Source organism: Pseudanabaena sp. PCC 6802 (genome assembly GCF_000332175.1).
Lineage (GTDB): Bacteria > Cyanobacteriota > Cyanobacteriia > Pseudanabaenales > Pseudanabaenaceae > PCC-6802.
In genome coordinates, this window is the sequence record NZ_KB235910.1 from 737,681 (window position 1) to 755,027 (window position 17,347).

At 48.5% G+C, this 17,347-nt stretch carries 10 protein-coding genes; 6 read left to right on the forward strand and 4 right to left on the reverse strand.

The window, feature by feature from the left end; all coding sequences use genetic code 11:
- Positions 1-21: 21 nt before the first annotated feature.
- Complete coding sequence (locus tag PSE6802_RS0103700; protein WP_019498717.1) at positions 22-2,400, forward strand: carotenoid oxygenase family protein; 2,379 nt, start codon at positions 22-24, stop codon at positions 2,398-2,400.
- Between the two features lie 437 nt (positions 2,401-2,837).
- Positions 2,838-3,566: a carbonic anhydrase gene (locus PSE6802_RS0103705; protein ID WP_019498718.1), complete on the forward strand. Its 729-nt coding sequence runs from the start codon at positions 2,838-2,840 to the stop codon at positions 3,564-3,566.
- On the opposite strand, the gene PSE6802_RS0103710 is transcribed toward PSE6802_RS0103705, so the two are convergent.
- From PSE6802_RS0103710 to pruA, 3 genes are read right to left on the reverse strand one after another with little or no spacing between them, the layout of a single operon-like run.
- Positions 3,545-4,330: an ABC transporter permease gene (locus tag PSE6802_RS0103710; protein WP_019498719.1), complete on the reverse strand. Its 786-nt coding sequence runs from the start codon at positions 4,328-4,330 to the stop codon at positions 3,545-3,547. The genes PSE6802_RS0103705 and PSE6802_RS0103710 overlap by 22 nt on opposite strands.
- Positions 4,330-7,284: an ATP-binding protein gene (locus PSE6802_RS27605; protein ID WP_019498720.1), complete on the reverse strand. Its 2,955-nt coding sequence runs from the start codon at positions 7,282-7,284 to the stop codon at positions 4,330-4,332. Before PSE6802_RS27605 ends, PSE6802_RS0103710 begins: the two co-directional genes overlap by 1 nt.
- A 53-nt stretch (positions 7,285-7,337) precedes the next feature.
- Positions 7,338-10,406, reverse strand: a complete 3,069-nt coding sequence (pruA, locus tag PSE6802_RS27610; RefSeq protein WP_019498721.1) for an L-glutamate gamma-semialdehyde dehydrogenase — start codon at positions 10,404-10,406, stop codon at positions 7,338-7,340.
- A 327-nt stretch (positions 10,407-10,733) separates the two neighbouring features.
- On the opposite strand from pruA, the gene PSE6802_RS0103725 reads away from it, so the two are divergent.
- Positions 10,734-10,955 carry a DUF4327 family protein gene (locus PSE6802_RS0103725; RefSeq protein WP_019498722.1) on the forward strand — a complete coding sequence of 74 codons (222 nt, stop codon included), beginning with the start codon at positions 10,734-10,736 and terminating at the stop codon, positions 10,953-10,955.
- 312 nt (positions 10,956-11,267) lie between these two features.
- On the forward strand, positions 11,268-12,206 hold the full coding sequence (locus tag PSE6802_RS0103730; protein WP_019498723.1) for a cyanophycinase: 939 nt from the start codon (positions 11,268-11,270) through the stop codon (positions 12,204-12,206).
- A gap of 95 nt (positions 12,207-12,301) precedes the next feature.
- On the opposite strand, the gene PSE6802_RS0103735 is transcribed toward PSE6802_RS0103730, so the two are convergent.
- Positions 12,302-13,900 carry a Ppx/GppA phosphatase family protein gene (locus PSE6802_RS0103735; protein ID WP_019498724.1) on the reverse strand — a complete coding sequence of 533 codons (1,599 nt, stop codon included), beginning with the start codon at positions 13,898-13,900 and terminating at the stop codon, positions 12,302-12,304.
- Positions 13,901-14,391: 491 nt separating this feature from the next.
- Between PSE6802_RS0103735 and PSE6802_RS27615 the strand changes: the two genes are divergently transcribed.
- Both PSE6802_RS27615 and PSE6802_RS0103745 read left to right on the forward strand, forming a co-directional pair.
- Positions 14,392-14,985 carry a CAP domain-containing protein gene (locus tag PSE6802_RS27615; protein WP_162139195.1) on the forward strand — a complete coding sequence of 198 codons (594 nt, stop codon included), beginning with the start codon at positions 14,392-14,394 and terminating at the stop codon, positions 14,983-14,985.
- Positions 14,986-14,994: 9 nt separating this feature from the next.
- A complete protein-coding gene (locus PSE6802_RS0103745) occupies positions 14,995-17,262 on the forward strand; it encodes an FdhF/YdeP family oxidoreductase (protein ID WP_019498726.1) in 2,268 nt (755 codons plus the stop codon).
- Positions 17,263-17,347 lie beyond the last annotated feature (85 nt).

Consider the following 17,347-nt stretch of genomic DNA (forward strand, 5'->3'; position numbering starts at 1 on the left):
GAATAAAGGAGCACCATCACCATGACGGGTAGAGTTTTTTTGCCTAAATCGATTGTTGAAACTACTTCTGAAGCGATCGCGAGTCGCCGCCAAGAGAGAGATGTAAACGATCTGGACGTGCAAGTTTGCTTTTATTGCGATCGCGAAACTTATGCGAGCTTAAACTTGAGTGCTGGAGTTGTGACAGAAATCATAGAGTTGCCCAGTGGATATCTACTTTGTGTTGACTGTCACAAACAAGGGGAGGATATAGCGATATCACAAGAAGTGCTGGAATTAGCGCAAAAAATCCATCCAGATATAGATTTCCTGGAAAACCAATTACCTTTACCGAGGGGACTGCATGGATATGCTTTTCACGTTGCTCCTATCCCTCCCGTAATCCCTTATGGGAAGAGAAGCTCGCGCGGATTCCGTATGGCGCTCAACGGTGATGGGATGGTATTTCGGCTGGGTTTTGAGTCTGGTAAAGCCCATCTCAAATCGAGAATTCCTAAACCTCCCGAGTACTATGCCGACCAAGCGACAAATGCATTCTATGCTGATGAAGCAACAAAAAACAACCATTATTGGATGGCTTTTCGCGATGGCGGCCTTGCTCGTACCAGCCTGCTTCTAGGCAATCCCGATCAACTAAATACCGCTTTTCTCGTAACGAAAGAACATCTCCTGCTTACCTTTGATGCAGGTCGCCCTTACATTGTCGATCCCGATACGTTAGAAGTAATCCAGCCGACGGGCGCAACCCAGGAGTGGCTCAGCATGTTTCCTGGGGTTCCGATTCCCTTTACCTTTTTAGGTATGCAAAGTCCCGCACACCCAGTCTGCGACGTGCGTAAAACCAGTAGCACCCAGGATGAGTTTTTTACGACCAACTATTCGACTGGTTACAACGGTGGATTTGCCTTTATCGTCAATTTTTTCTTCCATATTATGTTTTGGATTAATAAAATAATAAATGTGATTTTGGGCAGGCAAAAACCATCTTGTAAGGGTTACAAGGTTAGCTATACCGATCTACTGCGATATCGCTTTAGGCAAGGGGCGAGTCAAGCGATATTAGAGCGATGGCGATTGGTGCGGCGCGACAACCATAAACCCGTAGCTATTCAGCAGACCATGCATCAAATGGGCATTACTGAGGACTACATTATTTTGGCCGATATTGCCTTTAAGATGGAATTTTCGCAAATATTCTCGCCGTTCATTCTAGGATGGATACATGATGATTTTTGGATGCTACCTGGCTTAAAATGGCTGAGGTATCAAGTAGGATCGTTTCTCAATGCTTGCTTTCTACGTTTAATCAAACCCAAACCGTTCACGCAATTTTACATTGTCAATCGTAAAGACTTAGATACGATTCCTGGAGGAAGTGTTGAAAATACAGAAGATCTCCCCACTCTCGAAGTTACTCCCATAACCCTGCCTAAAGAAGTATCGCATTACGCAGTGGATTATCAAAATCCTGACGGTCAAATCTTAATTCAGGTCGCCCACAACAATAACTGGGATGCTACGGAATGGATTACAGAGTTTGAAACATCGAATCCTAACAAACCCCTCAGAACTGATTTGAAAGGTATAAATGCAGGCACGATGGATTTAGGATCGTTGGCAAAGTATACAATCGATGCCAAAACTGGTGCGGTAAATAGAGTTGGGAATCTAGTTGTCGATCGGGATAAAAACACCTGGTCGCCATCGGTCTATACGCACCGCGAACTCTGTCGCGATCGCGCTACCGAGTCAAGCCAAACTGTCAAAAACATTTTTTGGATGTCCTGGGGATTTTCCTGGGAAATTATTCCCGGTCGCGTTTATGAGGCTTACAAACAAGGCAATAATCGAACTTTACCCATCGAACAAATGCCTTCAGACGACAAGCCCATGTCCCTAGTGCGGTTGGATACGACCACGATGCAAATAGCCGACTATTTCGAGTTTCCATTTGGACATTTTGTGCGATCGCCGCAATTTATTCCTAGTTCTGAATTATGTCCGGCAGATCGGGATATCTCAGTACATGGTTATGTTGTCTGCCTCGTTTTGGGTGACTCTCCCGAGGGAAAACCTAAAGACGAATACTGGGTTTTCCATGCCTATGACCTTAAGGGCAAACCCATTTATCGTTTAAGCCATGAAGAGCTACAACTGGGCTTGACAATTCACTCCACCTGGATACCCAATCTTCAGCGCGACAAGTACTCAGAAGCAGAACGGCAGCAGCTAAGAGAGGACTCTGTCAGGCGCGATTACGAGGAGTTAGTAGATCGGGCGTGTTTGAGTGGGCGAAAGAAGAGAGAACTTTTTGATACAGTTGTGTATGAAGGTTATATCAGACAAGTTGCGGAGCAGGACTTAAAAGATTTTTACAAACAGCAGGGATGGCAACCCTAGAAGTGAAGGAACTGGTTGACTGACAAATCTATAGCCCCTCATCCCCCAACCCCTTCGCCCAAAAGGGGCGAAGGGGAGTCAGAAGGATCGATCGGCTTTCAAAGTCCCTCTCCCGCCCTGGGAGAGGGACTTAAGGTGAGAGCAGTAGACTTTTGTCAGTCAACCAGGGTTTGTCATAATAGAAATATAGCGGTTTTCAGATGAAAACGAGAAGGGGGTTTGGGGGCGTTGCCCCCAAGAAGGGGAGGCAGGGCGGTCTTGGGGGTTCCCCGCTAGAGCCACTGCCGTGTGAAACCCCTGCACCCCGTCAATAAAACCTGTTCTCAATTGAAAAACGCTATATGAGCGCAATTGTTAAATTTCATTCATTCACTCTAATTAGTTCATTCGTCAAACTTAGAATAAACATATTGACTTAAGACAACTAACAGGCACCTATGCGCAAACTAATTCGAGGTCTACGGGACTTTAAGGATAACCATTTCCCTTCTCATTTAGAGTTATTTCAACTGCTAAATATGGCGCAAAAGCCCAGGGCTTTATTTATTACCTGTTCCGATTCGCGGATCGATCCAAACTTACTGACCCAAGCGGAAGTTGGCGAATTGTTTATTATGCGCAATGCTGGCAATATTATTCCACCATACGGGATACGGAGTGGGGAGAGTGCTACGATCGAGTATGCAATTCAGTCGCTTGGTATCGAGCAAATCATCGTTTGCGGACATACGCATTGTGGTGCGATGAAAGGTTTATTAAAGCTCGATCGCTTACGCGAAGAAATGCCCTTAGTTTATGAATGGCTAAAACTAGCTGAGGGGACGCAGCGTCTGGTTTTAGAGAATTATACTAATTACCCTGAAAAAGAGTTGCTGGAAATCACAAGTGCGGAAAATGTTCTGACGCAAATCGATCATCTCAAAACCTATCCAATCGTGCGATCGCGTCTTTTTCAAGGTAGGCTCAATATTTACGGCTGGGTTTACAATCTGGAAACAGGTGAAGTACTGGCGTACGATGCCGTCAGCCATTCATACGTTCCGCCACTGCATCAGATCTTAGACGACCTTCCCGAGCCATCTTTTAACGCGGAAGCAATAGGCAACATGGAAGATTTGACCGCGCGAGATCCTAAGAAGCAGTATCAAGCTCCCATACCTGAGTAGTGTTTCAAACCCTTACGCCACAGCCAGCGATTGAGTATATAAAACATCGCACCCCAAGCGAACATCACGGCAATACCTTTGCCAAAGCTTACAGGTAAACCGATAATAATGGCAGATGGGAAATGTACCATGTACGGAAACGGAGTCCACAGTACTATTTGACGAACGTGCTCTGGAAATACCTCTAGCGGTGCCACCAGCCCAGAGAGGAAAAGGTAGATAAGGAACCAGAATTGCTCGATCGCGCTGGCGCGCTCTGTCCAGAAAGCAAATAAGGCAAACGTATACTGAATCAAGAATCGCAGTGAAAAGGCGATCGCTACCACTACCGCAAATTCCAAAACCTGAATTAAGTTAGGTATCCAAAACGAACCGGGATAGAGAGCAAAGAATAGACCCACCAGCACGAAGATGAATGGCAAACGAGCGAAGCGCTCTGCTACGTGGGAGGCGAAGTGATGCCAAACCGGATCGAGCGGTTGCAAAAGTTTATTGGATAACTTGCCCTGGACGACCTCCTTCTCGAATTCCCAAATCACCCACACTACGTTGAACTGTCGTACCACAAATGCTGCTAAAAAGTACCGCACAAAGTCTAGAGGCGAGAGACCAAATCGACCGCCCTGTGCCGCCTGTATCCAGACACCCATCAGGATGAATGGAAGGGAATTAGACAATGCCCACAGGAGCAATTCTGCTCGGTACTCCAGCATGTAGGCATAATAGGTACTGAGTAAGGTTCTGGCTACGCGCACTTGCTGCATTATTTCCGGCTCCAGCGATCTAAGACCATTTGCAAATCTTCGAGGCGAATGGGTTTGGCGATATAATCTTGCATGCCTGCCGCCAAACAGCGATCGCGATCTTCTTTCATGGCATTAGCAGTCATGGCAATAATGATGGGGCGTTTTCCCTTTTCAATTTGGGCATGAATGCAGCGTGTCGTTTCAAACCCATCCATCTCTGGCATTTGGATGTCCATTAAGATCGCGTCATAGTCGCACCGATCTAATGCAGCCAGGACTTCCTTACCGTTACAAGCAATATCTGCAACATAGTTGAGTTTGTGCAGCATGCGCAGCGCCACTTTTTGGTTGACGGGGTTATCCTCGGCGAGGAGAATGCGCAGTGGTAGGTGTGTGGGAGTTGTTGACGATCTAGTGCCATCGGTCGCATCTGTGGAAGCTTGAGCGATAGCAGCAGGCGGAGAAACTTTGCGAACTTTAATAGCGAATGTGAAAGTCGTTCCCTTTGCCAAGCCGCTGCTAACTGCGATATTACCACCCATAAGTCGGATGAATTTGCGGCTAATCGGTAGTCCTAACCCCGTTCCCTCTGATGCTTGGCGACCTGATGCGCTTTGGACAAATGGCTTGAAGACATTAAATAAATCCTCTCCAGCAATTCCCACACCCGTATCTTCAACTTCAAATTGGATAATTGCATGCTCGCTATCCCGATCCTGGTAACTCGCAGGCGACGACAACCGCAACGTGATGCTGCCCTCCTGGGTAAACTTAATGGCATTTCCAATTAAGTTAATCAAAATCTGGCGCAATTTCATCTCGTCTGTACATACATACTGAGGCACGTCATCAGCACGCTCGAATTGGAGATGAAGGCCCTTGGCCTCAGCTTTTAGTCGCAGCATATTTTTGAGACTGTCCAGCATGCGATAGAGATCGAAATTACTTTCATTTAAAACTACCCTACCCGCCTCGATTTTGGACATCTCAAGCACATCATTCACTAGAGAGAGTAGATGTTCGCCGCTGTTGCTAATAATACTAAGAGTTTCCTTTTGGGCAGCATTGAGCGATGGATCGTCGTTCATGAGTTGAGTAAACCCTAAAATAGCGTTGAGAGGCGTGCGCAATTCATGGCTCATGTTGGCTAAGAATTCGCTCTTAGCGCGACTGGCAACTTCGGCTGCTTCTTTAGCTTTTTGTAACGCATCCTCTACCTGCTTGCGATCGCTAATATCGCGAATCACCCAAATAACTGACTCGCGATCGATTGGAGAAATCGAGGCGGAAAACCACTTCTCTCGATCGGCAAATTTGAGGCTGTACTCAACATTAAAATTTTGCTCCGTGCTTAATACGGCTTGAATGTAGCGGAGAAATAAATCTGCTTGTTGTTGAGGAAACACTTCATGTAAAGTCTTGCCAACTAATTCGCTGGCATCCTGGTTCAGCAGATCGGCATTTGTCCGTGGAATCCTCAGATATCGCCCTTCGGCATCGAAGACCACTATTAGTTCTCTCATGGCGGCAAATAGCCCTCGCAATTCAGCTTCAGTCGAGCTTAGTTCTGCAGTTCTCGCCACCACTCGCATCTCCAATTCCAGGTTATTGGCTTTTAGGGCAGTAAAAGACTCGCGTAGCTTGCCAGCCATCTGGTTAAACGATCGCGCTAAACTCTCCAGTTCGCTAATACTTGTTGCCCGCACGTTACGATTTAATGCTTCTTCCTGTGGATTTGTAGCCTCAAACAGCGTGGCTAATTCCTCGGATGCACTGCTCAGGCGGGAAATTGGTTTAGCAATCCAGCGGGAAGTGAGAATCCCTAAAACTATCGTCACGCCCAAGGCTGCCAGACATAGGATAAATGTATTGCGCGTATTCGCATTAATCTCAGCCATAAAGTCATCTTCAGGCATTACCACTACAGCCAACCAATCGAGATTTCGCTCGTCTCGATATGGTAGGATCTGGACGTATTGCACTTTTTCTCCAATCTTGAAGTCTAGTTGGTAAGCCCGATCGATATTTTGGAGAAGGCCAAAATAATTAACTAGAAATTCTGCTGTAGAACGCGTGAGTTTATTTTTACTCTCCGTGGCTTTAATCCGCCGCGCCCAGCTATTGCCCTGAGTATCTTTCTCAAACAAATAAGGCTTCTCACTCGTAGAAGTAGCGACAATCGAACCAGAGCGTTCGATGATAAAGGTTTGACTGTTAGCACTCACTTCGATCTTACGCAGAAAATCGCTTATTTGCCCCAGTAACAAATCTACTGCCATCACGCCTTGCAAATTATCCTGGCGATCGTAAAACGGTTGCGCTGCTGTAATCCCTATTTCACCTTGAGCAAATGTATAGATCTCGCTCCAGGTCGGTTTCTTCGTCGCGATCGCCTTTTTAAACCAGGGTCTTGTGCGAGTGTCATAATCAGGTAGGACTTTTAAGAATTTGGTGCGATTGCCACGTTCGTCTAAGGCATAGATATGACGTTGCGGAAATTTGCCCGTGGTTTTCGCAACTATAGAACCATCTTCTAGTGACCCAGCCAGGGCGATATGACCGTTGGCTAAACCTATATAAATTTGACTAACTGATTGTTGGCGTTTTAGTTGTAAGGTGAAATGTCTTTCCAGCGCTGGCTTGTTATCAATATCTAGCTCGCCAAGCATGACGCTGTTAATGTTAGCTTGCGTGATGTGAAATGGTTCTTCTAAGTAAGTACTTAAATGTTGTTGAATGCGGTTGCTAACTTCCATCCGTGCCTGACCTGCTAGGGCGCTAGTGGCTTTTTGCCCGTTGCGAAATGCCAGCCATGCAGTTAACCCTACAACTGTCACCATTTGCAATACAAATGGCACGACAATCACCAGTACTAATGGCAAAGCTTTCGAGTTTTTTGCTGCCCGATCGGACAAAGCACTACTGGAGTTGTCAGACCGATCGGATAGTTGACTCAACTCAGAAGGTACCATTTCAGTTCTTTCACCGATTTGTTAGATTACTATCTACCCCCTTCTACTTTACCTCAATCGAGATCGAGCGGCGCAAAGCCTTGTCTTTGTGTATTTTCGGTAATTGCCCGAGGTTCGAGGAATTGGAGTAAATAGTCGGGGCCACCAGCCTTAGAGCCGATGCCGCTCAGTTTAAACCCGCCAAAGGGATGGCGATCCACCAAAGCTCCTGTAATGCCTCGATTAATATACAGGTTTCCCACCTCAAATTCTTGGTAAGCACGCTCGATATGAGATGGAGTGCGCGAATATAGACCGCCTGTGAGGGCGTAGGGCGTATTATTAGCGATCGCTAAAGCCCGATCGAAGTTATCTACCTTAATAACCGCCAGTACGGGGCCAAAGATTTCTTCCTGCGCGATCGCTCCTTCGGGATCGACATCGGTAATGATCGTCGGCCCAACGTAAAAGCCGCGATCGGGGGCAGGCATTTCCAGTGCTATGGTGGCCGTTTCGCGGCTCTTTTCGATATAGCTGCGGATCTTGGCTTGGGCGGCAGCATCGATGACGGGCCCCACCTTAGTATTGGGATCGCTGGCATCGCCAACGACCAGCGATCGCGTGGCTTCGACCAAACGCTGCAAGAAAGTTTCATATACTGGCGCGAGAACCACCACGCGGGAACAGGCAGAGCATTTCTGCCCGGCATAGCCAAAGGCAGAATGCACCACTCCCACCACTGCCTGGTCGAGATCGCTGCTTTCATCAATAACGATCGTATTCTTGCCGCCCATCTCTGCGATTATGCGCTTGAGATGTTTTTGTCCGGGGCGCAAAATAGCAGCATCAGCATAGATCTGACAGCCTACCTGTTGCGATCCAGTAAAAGCAATGAGATGTACGTCAGGATGCTTGACTAAATGCGCTCCTACCTCCGAGCCGCGACCGGGCAAGTAATTAAATACGCCATCCGGCATTCCCGCTGCTTGAAACACCTCTGCAATTTTTGACGCGATCGCCGATGACTGTTCGGCGGGTTTGAGAATGACTGTATTGCCAGTAACCAGCGCGCCTGCACTCATGCCCAGGGCGATCGCCAGCGGGAAATTCCAGGGTGAAATTACCACCGTAACGCCACGCGGTTGATAGATGTAGAGATTATCTTCACCGGGCACGGAACGCGCGTGCGGCTTGGTAATGCGTTCGATCTCTTTGGCATAGTAGCGACAGAAGTCAATTGCTTCCGATACTTCCGCATCAGCCTCGCGCAATGGTTTTCCCACCTCCCAAACGATCCAGGCCGCCAGTTCTGCCCGTCTGGTTTCCATAATTTCAGCGGCACGACGCAGGATATTGGCGCGATCGCTGGCCGACCTGTACTTCCATGCCGGAAATGCTTGTTTTGCTGCCGCGACAGCTTGTTCTGCTTGCTCTATACTTGCCAAACCAATCCTGCCCACTACTTGACTAGAGTGAGAAGGATTGAGCGAATCGACAAAGGTGATTGTGGATACGGCTTCTCCTGCAATTATTGGGAAGTAGGTTTGACCAAATTGACTGGCGACGAATTGAATTGCATCGGTGGCAGCGGTGCGTTCCTGCACCTGCGCGTAATCGGCATCCGGGGCATTGCTGAAGCCATCAAAGATGACCTGGCAATGCTTCCCATCTGAGGTTTCCATCGTTGGTGGAGCTATTAACTCCGATATGGGGCGCGATTCGCTCGTACTGAGCCGCAGAAACGAGCTATTTGCCGTATTCTCTAGCAAACGACGGATGAGATAGGACATACCTGGGATTAACTCGCCAAACGGGCAGTAGATTCGCATCCGATGCCCCATATCTACAACGGACTTGGCAAATCGATCGCCCATGCCGTATAGTGCTTGCAATTCAAAGCATCTTGGCGGGATTTGCAAAGTTTGCGCGATCGCGATTGCTTTAGCGAGCGATCGCACATTATGGCTGCCAATCGCTGCATAGAGATACTGGTGATTTTCCAAGAGAATTTGTACTAAGCGCTCGTAGTTAAAGTCAGTGGAGCTTTTTTGACTGTAGACGGGCAAATCCCAACTGTATTGATAAGCCTTAATTGTTTCTTGATCCCAATATGCCCCTTTCACCAGGCGTACGGTTATGGGCTTGCCGCGTTCCTTTGCCCAAGCGACTAAGTCGATCAAGTCCCGTTCGCTATCGCGCAGATAGCCTTGAAGAGTCATGCCGACATCGGTGCGATCGCGGAATTCTGGTTCCATTAAGACCTGCTTCAGAATATCCAATGTCAGAGTTTTATAGGCATACTGCTCCATATCGAAATGAACTCCGCAGCCTAACTCCGCAGCTTTCCTCAGTAAAGTGCGTGCGGGTTCGCTAACTTTTTTTGCTGTCGTCACGGGATCGAGCGGATCGAATTGCGAATAAAAAGCACTCAGTTTGACGGATACCTGTACCTTGGGCAAAAGTTCGTCACCAAAGCGATCGACACCTTCAATTGCTTGCCAGGTTTTAGCTCGCTCCGATAGCTCGTTCATCATGTGTAGATATCGATCTAGATAAGCCTGCGCCTCTTGCTCGCTAATCACCGCCTCCCCTAATAAATCCATCGTAAAACAGAAGCGATCGCGCCTCAGTTTCTCAATGGTTTTGATGGCTTCTGGCAAATTTGCCCCACTAATGTATCGCCGCGCCAAGGTTTCTACTGCTGTGCCAAACGTACTAGCAGCTAGGGTCGCAGTGGGAGAGTTGGGGTTATCGGTACCGAAGTTGAGAAGGGACTTAATGGCGGGCATGTTAACCGCATCGCTAGCGAGGTACTCGTGCATATGTCTTGCCGTTCCAGACTTGCTGCGTAGAGAAGGTAAGCAATCGATCAGGCGAAATAACTGCACGCGCAACCCCTCATTCGCCATCGCCCAAGCCATCAGCTTATCGTCAAGACGCATTTGCGCTTTCAGACCTTCCCAGAAAGTACCCTTACCCGCCGCCAAGATTTTCTGGGCAATTTCTTGAGTCGTTGCTTCATAGCGATCCTGAGACTGTGGGGTATTGGAGACGGGTAAGTCACGATCTTGGCTAATCACGTTAATAAAAACTCCTGATATGTCTATGCTTGGCAGCTTGGGAAATTTGAACTGCACGCTCATATTCTCTCTTATGCCACATTTGCAATTGTTGCCAAGTCAACCAACTCCAACATGGTAAACGGCTTGAAAACTATAAGTGGTTGAGCGCTCACTTTTATTTAATCCTTTAACCAGTAAGGTTTTACAGGTTTAGGCTTCAAGTGTATTGGGTGTTTTAATGGTGTTTTAATGGTGTTTTAGTAAAGCTTCTTTACTAAAGCTTAACTATTTAGAGCGATCGCAAAAAATTAAAAACGGGTATAATTTTTGTATAAATCGTGACAAAAAGTTGCGAAAAAGTTTGTATCGCAATTGTCTCAGCGAAATATACCTTAATCAAAGACATTTATGCTACCCACTCTCCATTATTCAATTGATGCTATTCGTGACGAGGCGCGTCATTTAGTTGAAACTGGTAGCCTTACCCGCCAGCAACCCATTCATTCTCTCTGCCGCTTCATTCCCGATCGCCAGTGGAGCGATGTCGAACACGAACTAGAGGTCAACCAGTTTTTACTGCGCGATCGCATTGCCGATCTGTTCAGTCAGGAGGACTGGTCTAACGACTAGCGACTTGCTTTACAGGTATGCCACCTATAGCCTGTAAGGTATTGAGAAGTACAAACAGGCCACTAACAATTGAGATAAGCGTAAAAAAGATCGCACTCCAGCTATGGTTCTTTAGCTAGGGTGATAGAGCGGTCTATTTGTTAGCGCTTGTTAGTAGGTACCAGCATGTAAAAATTCAAAAATTCTGATTGCAAGCCACAACATGCCATACTTTATATAATGTTAGGGCTTGTGTTTTTTAAAACCATTGTTAATATATTTTTAATTATTGAAACCTATTGAAATGATTTTTACGGGAGGTCACCAAGGAAGTTGGGCGGTAGCCAGGAGCATAAAGCGAGACAAAGCCAACAGCAAATTGACAGGCTCAAGCAGTTTGCCGATCTTTCTGCTACTATGCTGAACTTAGATACAGAAATGGCAGTGGCAACAGGCATGTCTCAACCAACTAAAGCTGCGACAATTGTAATTGGCGGTGGGGAAGACAAGGTACAAGACCGCGTAATCCTTCGTACGTTTGTGGAAAGATCGGGTGCCTCCTCGTCGCGCATTGCCATTATTCCTTCTGCCTCTCGCGAACCTGATATTATCGGACGCATCTATTATGAAATTTTTTCCGAATTGAGAGCTGAGAAAGTAGAAGTGCTTGATATTCGGGAGCGCCAGCAGCAAACTATGGAGGAAGCCCAAGAGCAACTCGATCGCTTCACTGGCGTGTTTATGACCGGCGGCGATCAGTTGCGCCTGTGCAGTCTCATTGGCGAAACTCCGCTTGCGATCGCCATTAGGGAAAGAGTCCATCAAGGCAAATTGGTGCTGGCAGGTACTAGTGCTGGTGCCGCCGCCATGGGGTATAACATGATTTCCGGTGGCGGCAGTGGCGAATCGCCCCATAAGGAAATTGTCACGATGAGTATCGGGTTGGGAATTTTGCCTGACATTGTCGTCGATCAGCATTTCCATAACCGCAATCGCATGGCCAGACTGATGACTGCGATCGCCGCCCACCCAGATAAGTTAGGTATTGGCATTGATGAGGATACGGCAGCCATCTTCGAGCAGGATGGCTTGATGAGGGTCATGGGTAAGGGCACTGTTACAGTAGTCGATCCTGGCGAAGTTTCCTACAGCAATCAGGTGTGGGTAAGTAATACAGCCCCCCTCACCATTCATAATTTGCGAGTACATATTCTTAGCTCAGGCGGTACTTACCACCTGAAAAAGCGAATGCCCTTAAGCCCGATTATCTAATACCAAATCTGCACCAATTACCCCCTATTGCCCGGCGACTGGAAGTAGGGGCTATACAAACAAAGTCGGCCTGCGCAAGCCCTGAAAAAAGTGGGTCAAACCAGTAGCGGAGTAACTTCCGCCGGAGCTAACGTTACAGATAGGCTGACGTGAAATTGCGATTCAAAGGGTTGCTTTTTATAATCCAGGCTCCACAGTTCCAGGGTGCAAGGATCGTTACTCTGCGCTGGGACAACTTGCAGATGACAAACTTGGGCTTTGAGGTCACAGGCGAGCTTAATCTCTTTGACTGCGCCAATTTGTCTGCGATCTAACGCTACCGCTAGCCTGAGTAATGGGTTGACCTGATCTACAAACAGGCGAAAGCGCTTGTTCGCGATCCGTCGATAGTTCTCGTGCTTCTTGCGCGGTTCGCTTTTGCGGTGGTAGCGTGCCAGATTGGCAATGGCTTCAATCTCTGATTCCGTATAGCCCAGTAGCCCACCGTTGCGAATTAGATAGTAGGAATGTTTGTGGTGGGCGCTATGGTTCACAAAGTGACCGCAGTTATGCAAGATCGCGGCGGCCCACAGCAAACTGCGTTCGGTATCTCCCCAATTGTGCAGGAAACCCCTGGTTTGGTCAAAAAGGCTTAAGGCTAGTGTTGCTACCTGGCTGGCATAGTTGATATTAACCCCAAATTTCTCAGCCAATTTCATCACATTGCGATCGCGCACGGAACTTTGGTAGCGCATCCGATCTTCGATCAGACCGTGCTCTAGCATCCACTCCACAATCAGACCTTCGCGCAGCGATCGCTGGCAGATCGTAATTTTATTGGCCTGGAGCATTCGCATTGTCTCCAGGAGAATCATCGACCCGGCTAAAATAATATCCGCCCGCCGTTCTCGTACTAAAGCAGTGCGCTCGGCCAGGTTCATCTTTTTGAGGCGCAATACAATTCTTTCCACGTCCGCAAAGGTCATTTCATATCCCTGCAGGGGGTTTGGCACTGTGCCAAACTTTTCTTTGGCATGGATCGCGGCAATAGTTTCAATCGTGCCGGAGGTGCCGATCGTGCGAGCTGGACTGCCATCTAACAATACGCGCAGATCGTCGGTCGGTCTTTCTAACATGCCGCGAACGTAGATTTGCAAGCGCTCGAATTCCGGATTCGAGATGGGATCGGTACTGATAAACAGGTCGCTTAGTCTCACGGCACCAACTTTGGTACTGCTCAGAAAATCCGGATCGCGTCCGTCACCTAAAATTAATTCCGTGGAGCCGCCGCCGATATCAATGATGACGTGGGGCTGGTTGTTGAGTTCGAGCGCCGATAGCACGCCCAAGTAGATCCGCCGCGCCTCTTCTTGCCCCGAAATTAGATCGACCCTCAACCCCAATTCCCGCTCGATGCTAGCAATGAAGTCCTCACCGTTGGGGGATTCGCGCACGGCACTGGTGGCGACCGCAATAATTTCTTCCACCTCCATGCTGCGACAAATTTCTTGGCAGCGGGCTAATGCTACTAGCGATCGGTGCATGGCCTCATCCGTGAGGCTACCTGTCTTAGCACAGCGCTCGCCCAGCCTGGTTGTCGCTTTTTCAGTCGCGATAATTGTCATGCTAGGCAAGTTAGTATTTACCTGTACAACCACCATATGGATGGAGTTAGTACCAATATCGATCGCCGCCAGGATTCTATCTGAGTTCATTTCGGTTACTTAGGCGTTCCCCAGGAATGATTTGAGCCTATTAGCTAAGTTACCAAAAAAATTGCGCTCCAAAATTACCGCAATATTTGTTTGCAGAAGTTTCAGGTGATGTTTGCGAAATCTTCATATTTATCGCAATTCTCACAGTCAAGATCCTTTTCATGCCGCTTCCCAGTTCAGACGGGCTATGCCTGCAATTGTTGTTTTATAGCGGTTTTCACTTGAGAACGGGTTTTATTTTTGGGGTGAAGGGGTTCCACACGGCAGTGGCTCTAGCGGGGAACCCCCAAGACCGCCCTGCCTCCCCTTCTTGGGGGCAACGGCCCCAAACCCCCTACTCTTTCCGATCTGAAAACCGCTATAGACTAGAATCCCACCGCCAAGAGCGAAATGCAGATGTGGAGGTATGTCAAAATTAACTTAATGCGATAATGGTAAAACTATGGTTGTTACGCAAAGTAGTCCCCTTAAGCCACCCGATGGCATCTAAGATGGCTAAACAAAAAAGCCACCCTGCTCTGGTTGGCGCTCTTGTCGTAGCGATCGCAGCACTAGCTGGTTGGCAACTCTACAACCTGCGGCAATATTTGGGACGCAAACAACCGCAAATTGATATTGCCGCCCTGGAAAGGCGGATTCACGCGCTGACGAACGAACAAAGGCGCAAACACGGTATTCCAGAGCTACAATTTGACGATCGTTTAGCAAAAGTTGCGCGCGCGCACAGCCAGGATATGTCAAACAGGAACTTCTTCCAACACATTAATCTGGAGGGTGAAGATCCGGGCGCGAGGGGAAAAAAGCTAGGCTATAGGTGCGTAAAAAACTACGACACCTATTACACTGAAGGCTTATCAGAAAACCTCATGCGTACCTATCTCTACGATTCTGTTTTGGAACGGGCTGGCATTGTGGTTGGCTACGACTGGCGTACTCCTGAGGAGATCGCCCAAATTAGCGTTGATGGTTGGATGAATAGCCCCGGCCATCGCCGTACCCTACTGACCGCCACCTACGATCGCGAGGGAATTGGCGTTACGATTTCACCGCACCAAGAAGTGTACGTTACCCAAAACTTTTGCTAGGAGGACTCTATGGCCGATCGAGATAAACAAGAATCTGGACGAGAATCCAAACCTACTATGGGTGGTGGGATGCCTGTAGTGAGCTATTGGGCTGAGAAGACTCTAACGCCCCAAGGGTCTCTTCTGTGGCAGACGCTGATGCACAAAAGTGCTTGTCTCTCTTGCGCCTGGGGCGCGGGCGGTCAAAAGGGAGGATTTCGTAATGAAGATGAAGAGCCGCTGCAACGATGTGCGAAAAGCGTAGAAGCGATCGCCTCAGAATTGATGGAGCCAGTACCGGAACGCTTGTTTGCCGATCGCAGCATCGCCGAACTCCAACAGTTAACTTCCCAAGCAGCAGATCGACTGGGCAGGCTCAGTTTCCCAGCTATCCTCAGAGCCGGATCGTCCCACTACGAGCGCATAAGTTGGGATGAAGTTTATGAGTTGGTGGCAGCGGCATTGCGAAGATCGCCGGAACGGGTAGCATCCTACAGTTCTGGACGATCTTCTAACGAAGCGGCGTATTTACTGCAACTGATGATGCGGGCTTTGGGTTCCAACAACCTCGCGGATTGTTCCGATCTTTGTCATGCTGCTTCTACGGTGGGACTGAAGCAGATGTTTGGTTCGGGCACGTCAATGGTAAGTCTGAGCGATCTAAAGCAGGCGGATTGCGTTGTGTTAATTGGCTCCAACGCTCCTGCCAATCACCCTCGCTTAATGAACGAGTTGATTAAACTGCGCGATCGCGGCGGCAAAATTGTCGTTGTCAATCCACTCCAGGAAGTGGGATTGGTGAAATTTGCTTCGCCAGCTTATCCCTTAACTTCGCTCTTAACTGGATCCGAGATTGCCTCGCTCTATATTCAACTAATTCCAGGTAGCGATGTCGCTTTGTTTGTCGGCATCCAGAAATCTCTACTAGAGCAGGGACTAGTCAAGTTTGACTACCTCAAACAACATGCGGAAGGGTGGGAAGCGGTAATTCACCAGGCCGAGCAGACTAGCTGGGATGCGATCGCCAGCACCTGCGGGATCGATCGCGAAGCGATCGCCGCTGCTGCCAAAGTCATCGGCACGGCGGAACGAGTAGTTTTCGCCTGGGCGATGGGTGCCACCCAACATGCTAATGGTGTGGATAATATCTTCAGTATCGCCAATACTGCCCTGTTAACTGGTAACGCGGGTAAGGTGGGTGCGGGGACGATGCCCATTCGCGGGCACTCCAACGTACAGGGTTTTGGCTCGATGGGCGTGACAATTCGCCTCAAAGAGGAGATCCGCCAGGCACTGGAACAATTGCTACAGCGATCGCTCAGTCGCGTACCTGGTTATGATACCCGTGCCGCGATCGTCGCAGCCGATGAGGGCAAACTCGATACTCTCTTGTGTTTGGGAGGAAATCTCTATGCGGCGAACCCAGACTCGACGCAAGTTCGTCGTGCTTTGGGAAAGATCGAGACGATTATTTACGTAGCAACCAAACCCAATCTGGGACATTTCCACGGTCTTGCTAAGCAAAATACGATTATCGTGCCAGTATTTGCTCGATTTGAGAATCCCCACAAAACCACTACCGAGTCGGGTAATAATTTCGTGCGGCTTAATGATGAAGGGACATCTCATCTCAAGGGGCGATCGGCCACGGATTTAATTTCGGAGGTGGAATTTCTCACTGAAATTGCCCATCGCTTGCATGGCGATACTCCGGTCGATTGGCGCAAGCTTCAGGATACGAAATATATTCGTCAGCTAATTGCCAAGACTATACCTGGTTACGAGCAAATTGGCGAAATCGACGACACAAAATCTGAGTTCACAATTAAAGATCGCATTTTCCACGCGCCGCATTTCCCCACGCCATCTGGCAAAGCCACTATGTTTGTCACTCCGATACCGAACCTGAAGCTACCCACTCTTGCCGACTTTGATATTCCCAGTTCTGCCAGAGCGATCGCGGTAACGCTTAGTACGGGACGGAGTTACTCGCAACACAATACTGTAGTTTACAAGCAGGGTGACTACTATCGCGGTATGCCCCATCGCAACTGCATTCTGATGAATCGAGATGATGTCGAAGGTGCTGGGTGGAAGGAACACCAGCGCGTTACGGTTAAGGGCGATGCGGGTAAGATGGAGAGTGTAGAAATTATCTACGGTGCAATTCGACGGGGTTGCGCTTTGATGTTCTACCCTGAAGTGAATGCGATTTTCTCTGCTCAGATCGATCCGCGCTGCGGCACGCCCGCCTACAAGCGCGTACCCGTAGCCATCTATCAGGAACCCATTCTATAGCCGTAGACAGATCTGTTAGGACAGGGGGTGTGGGGGCGTAGCCCCCACGCAGGGGAGGCAGGGCAGTCTTGGGGGTTCCCCGCTA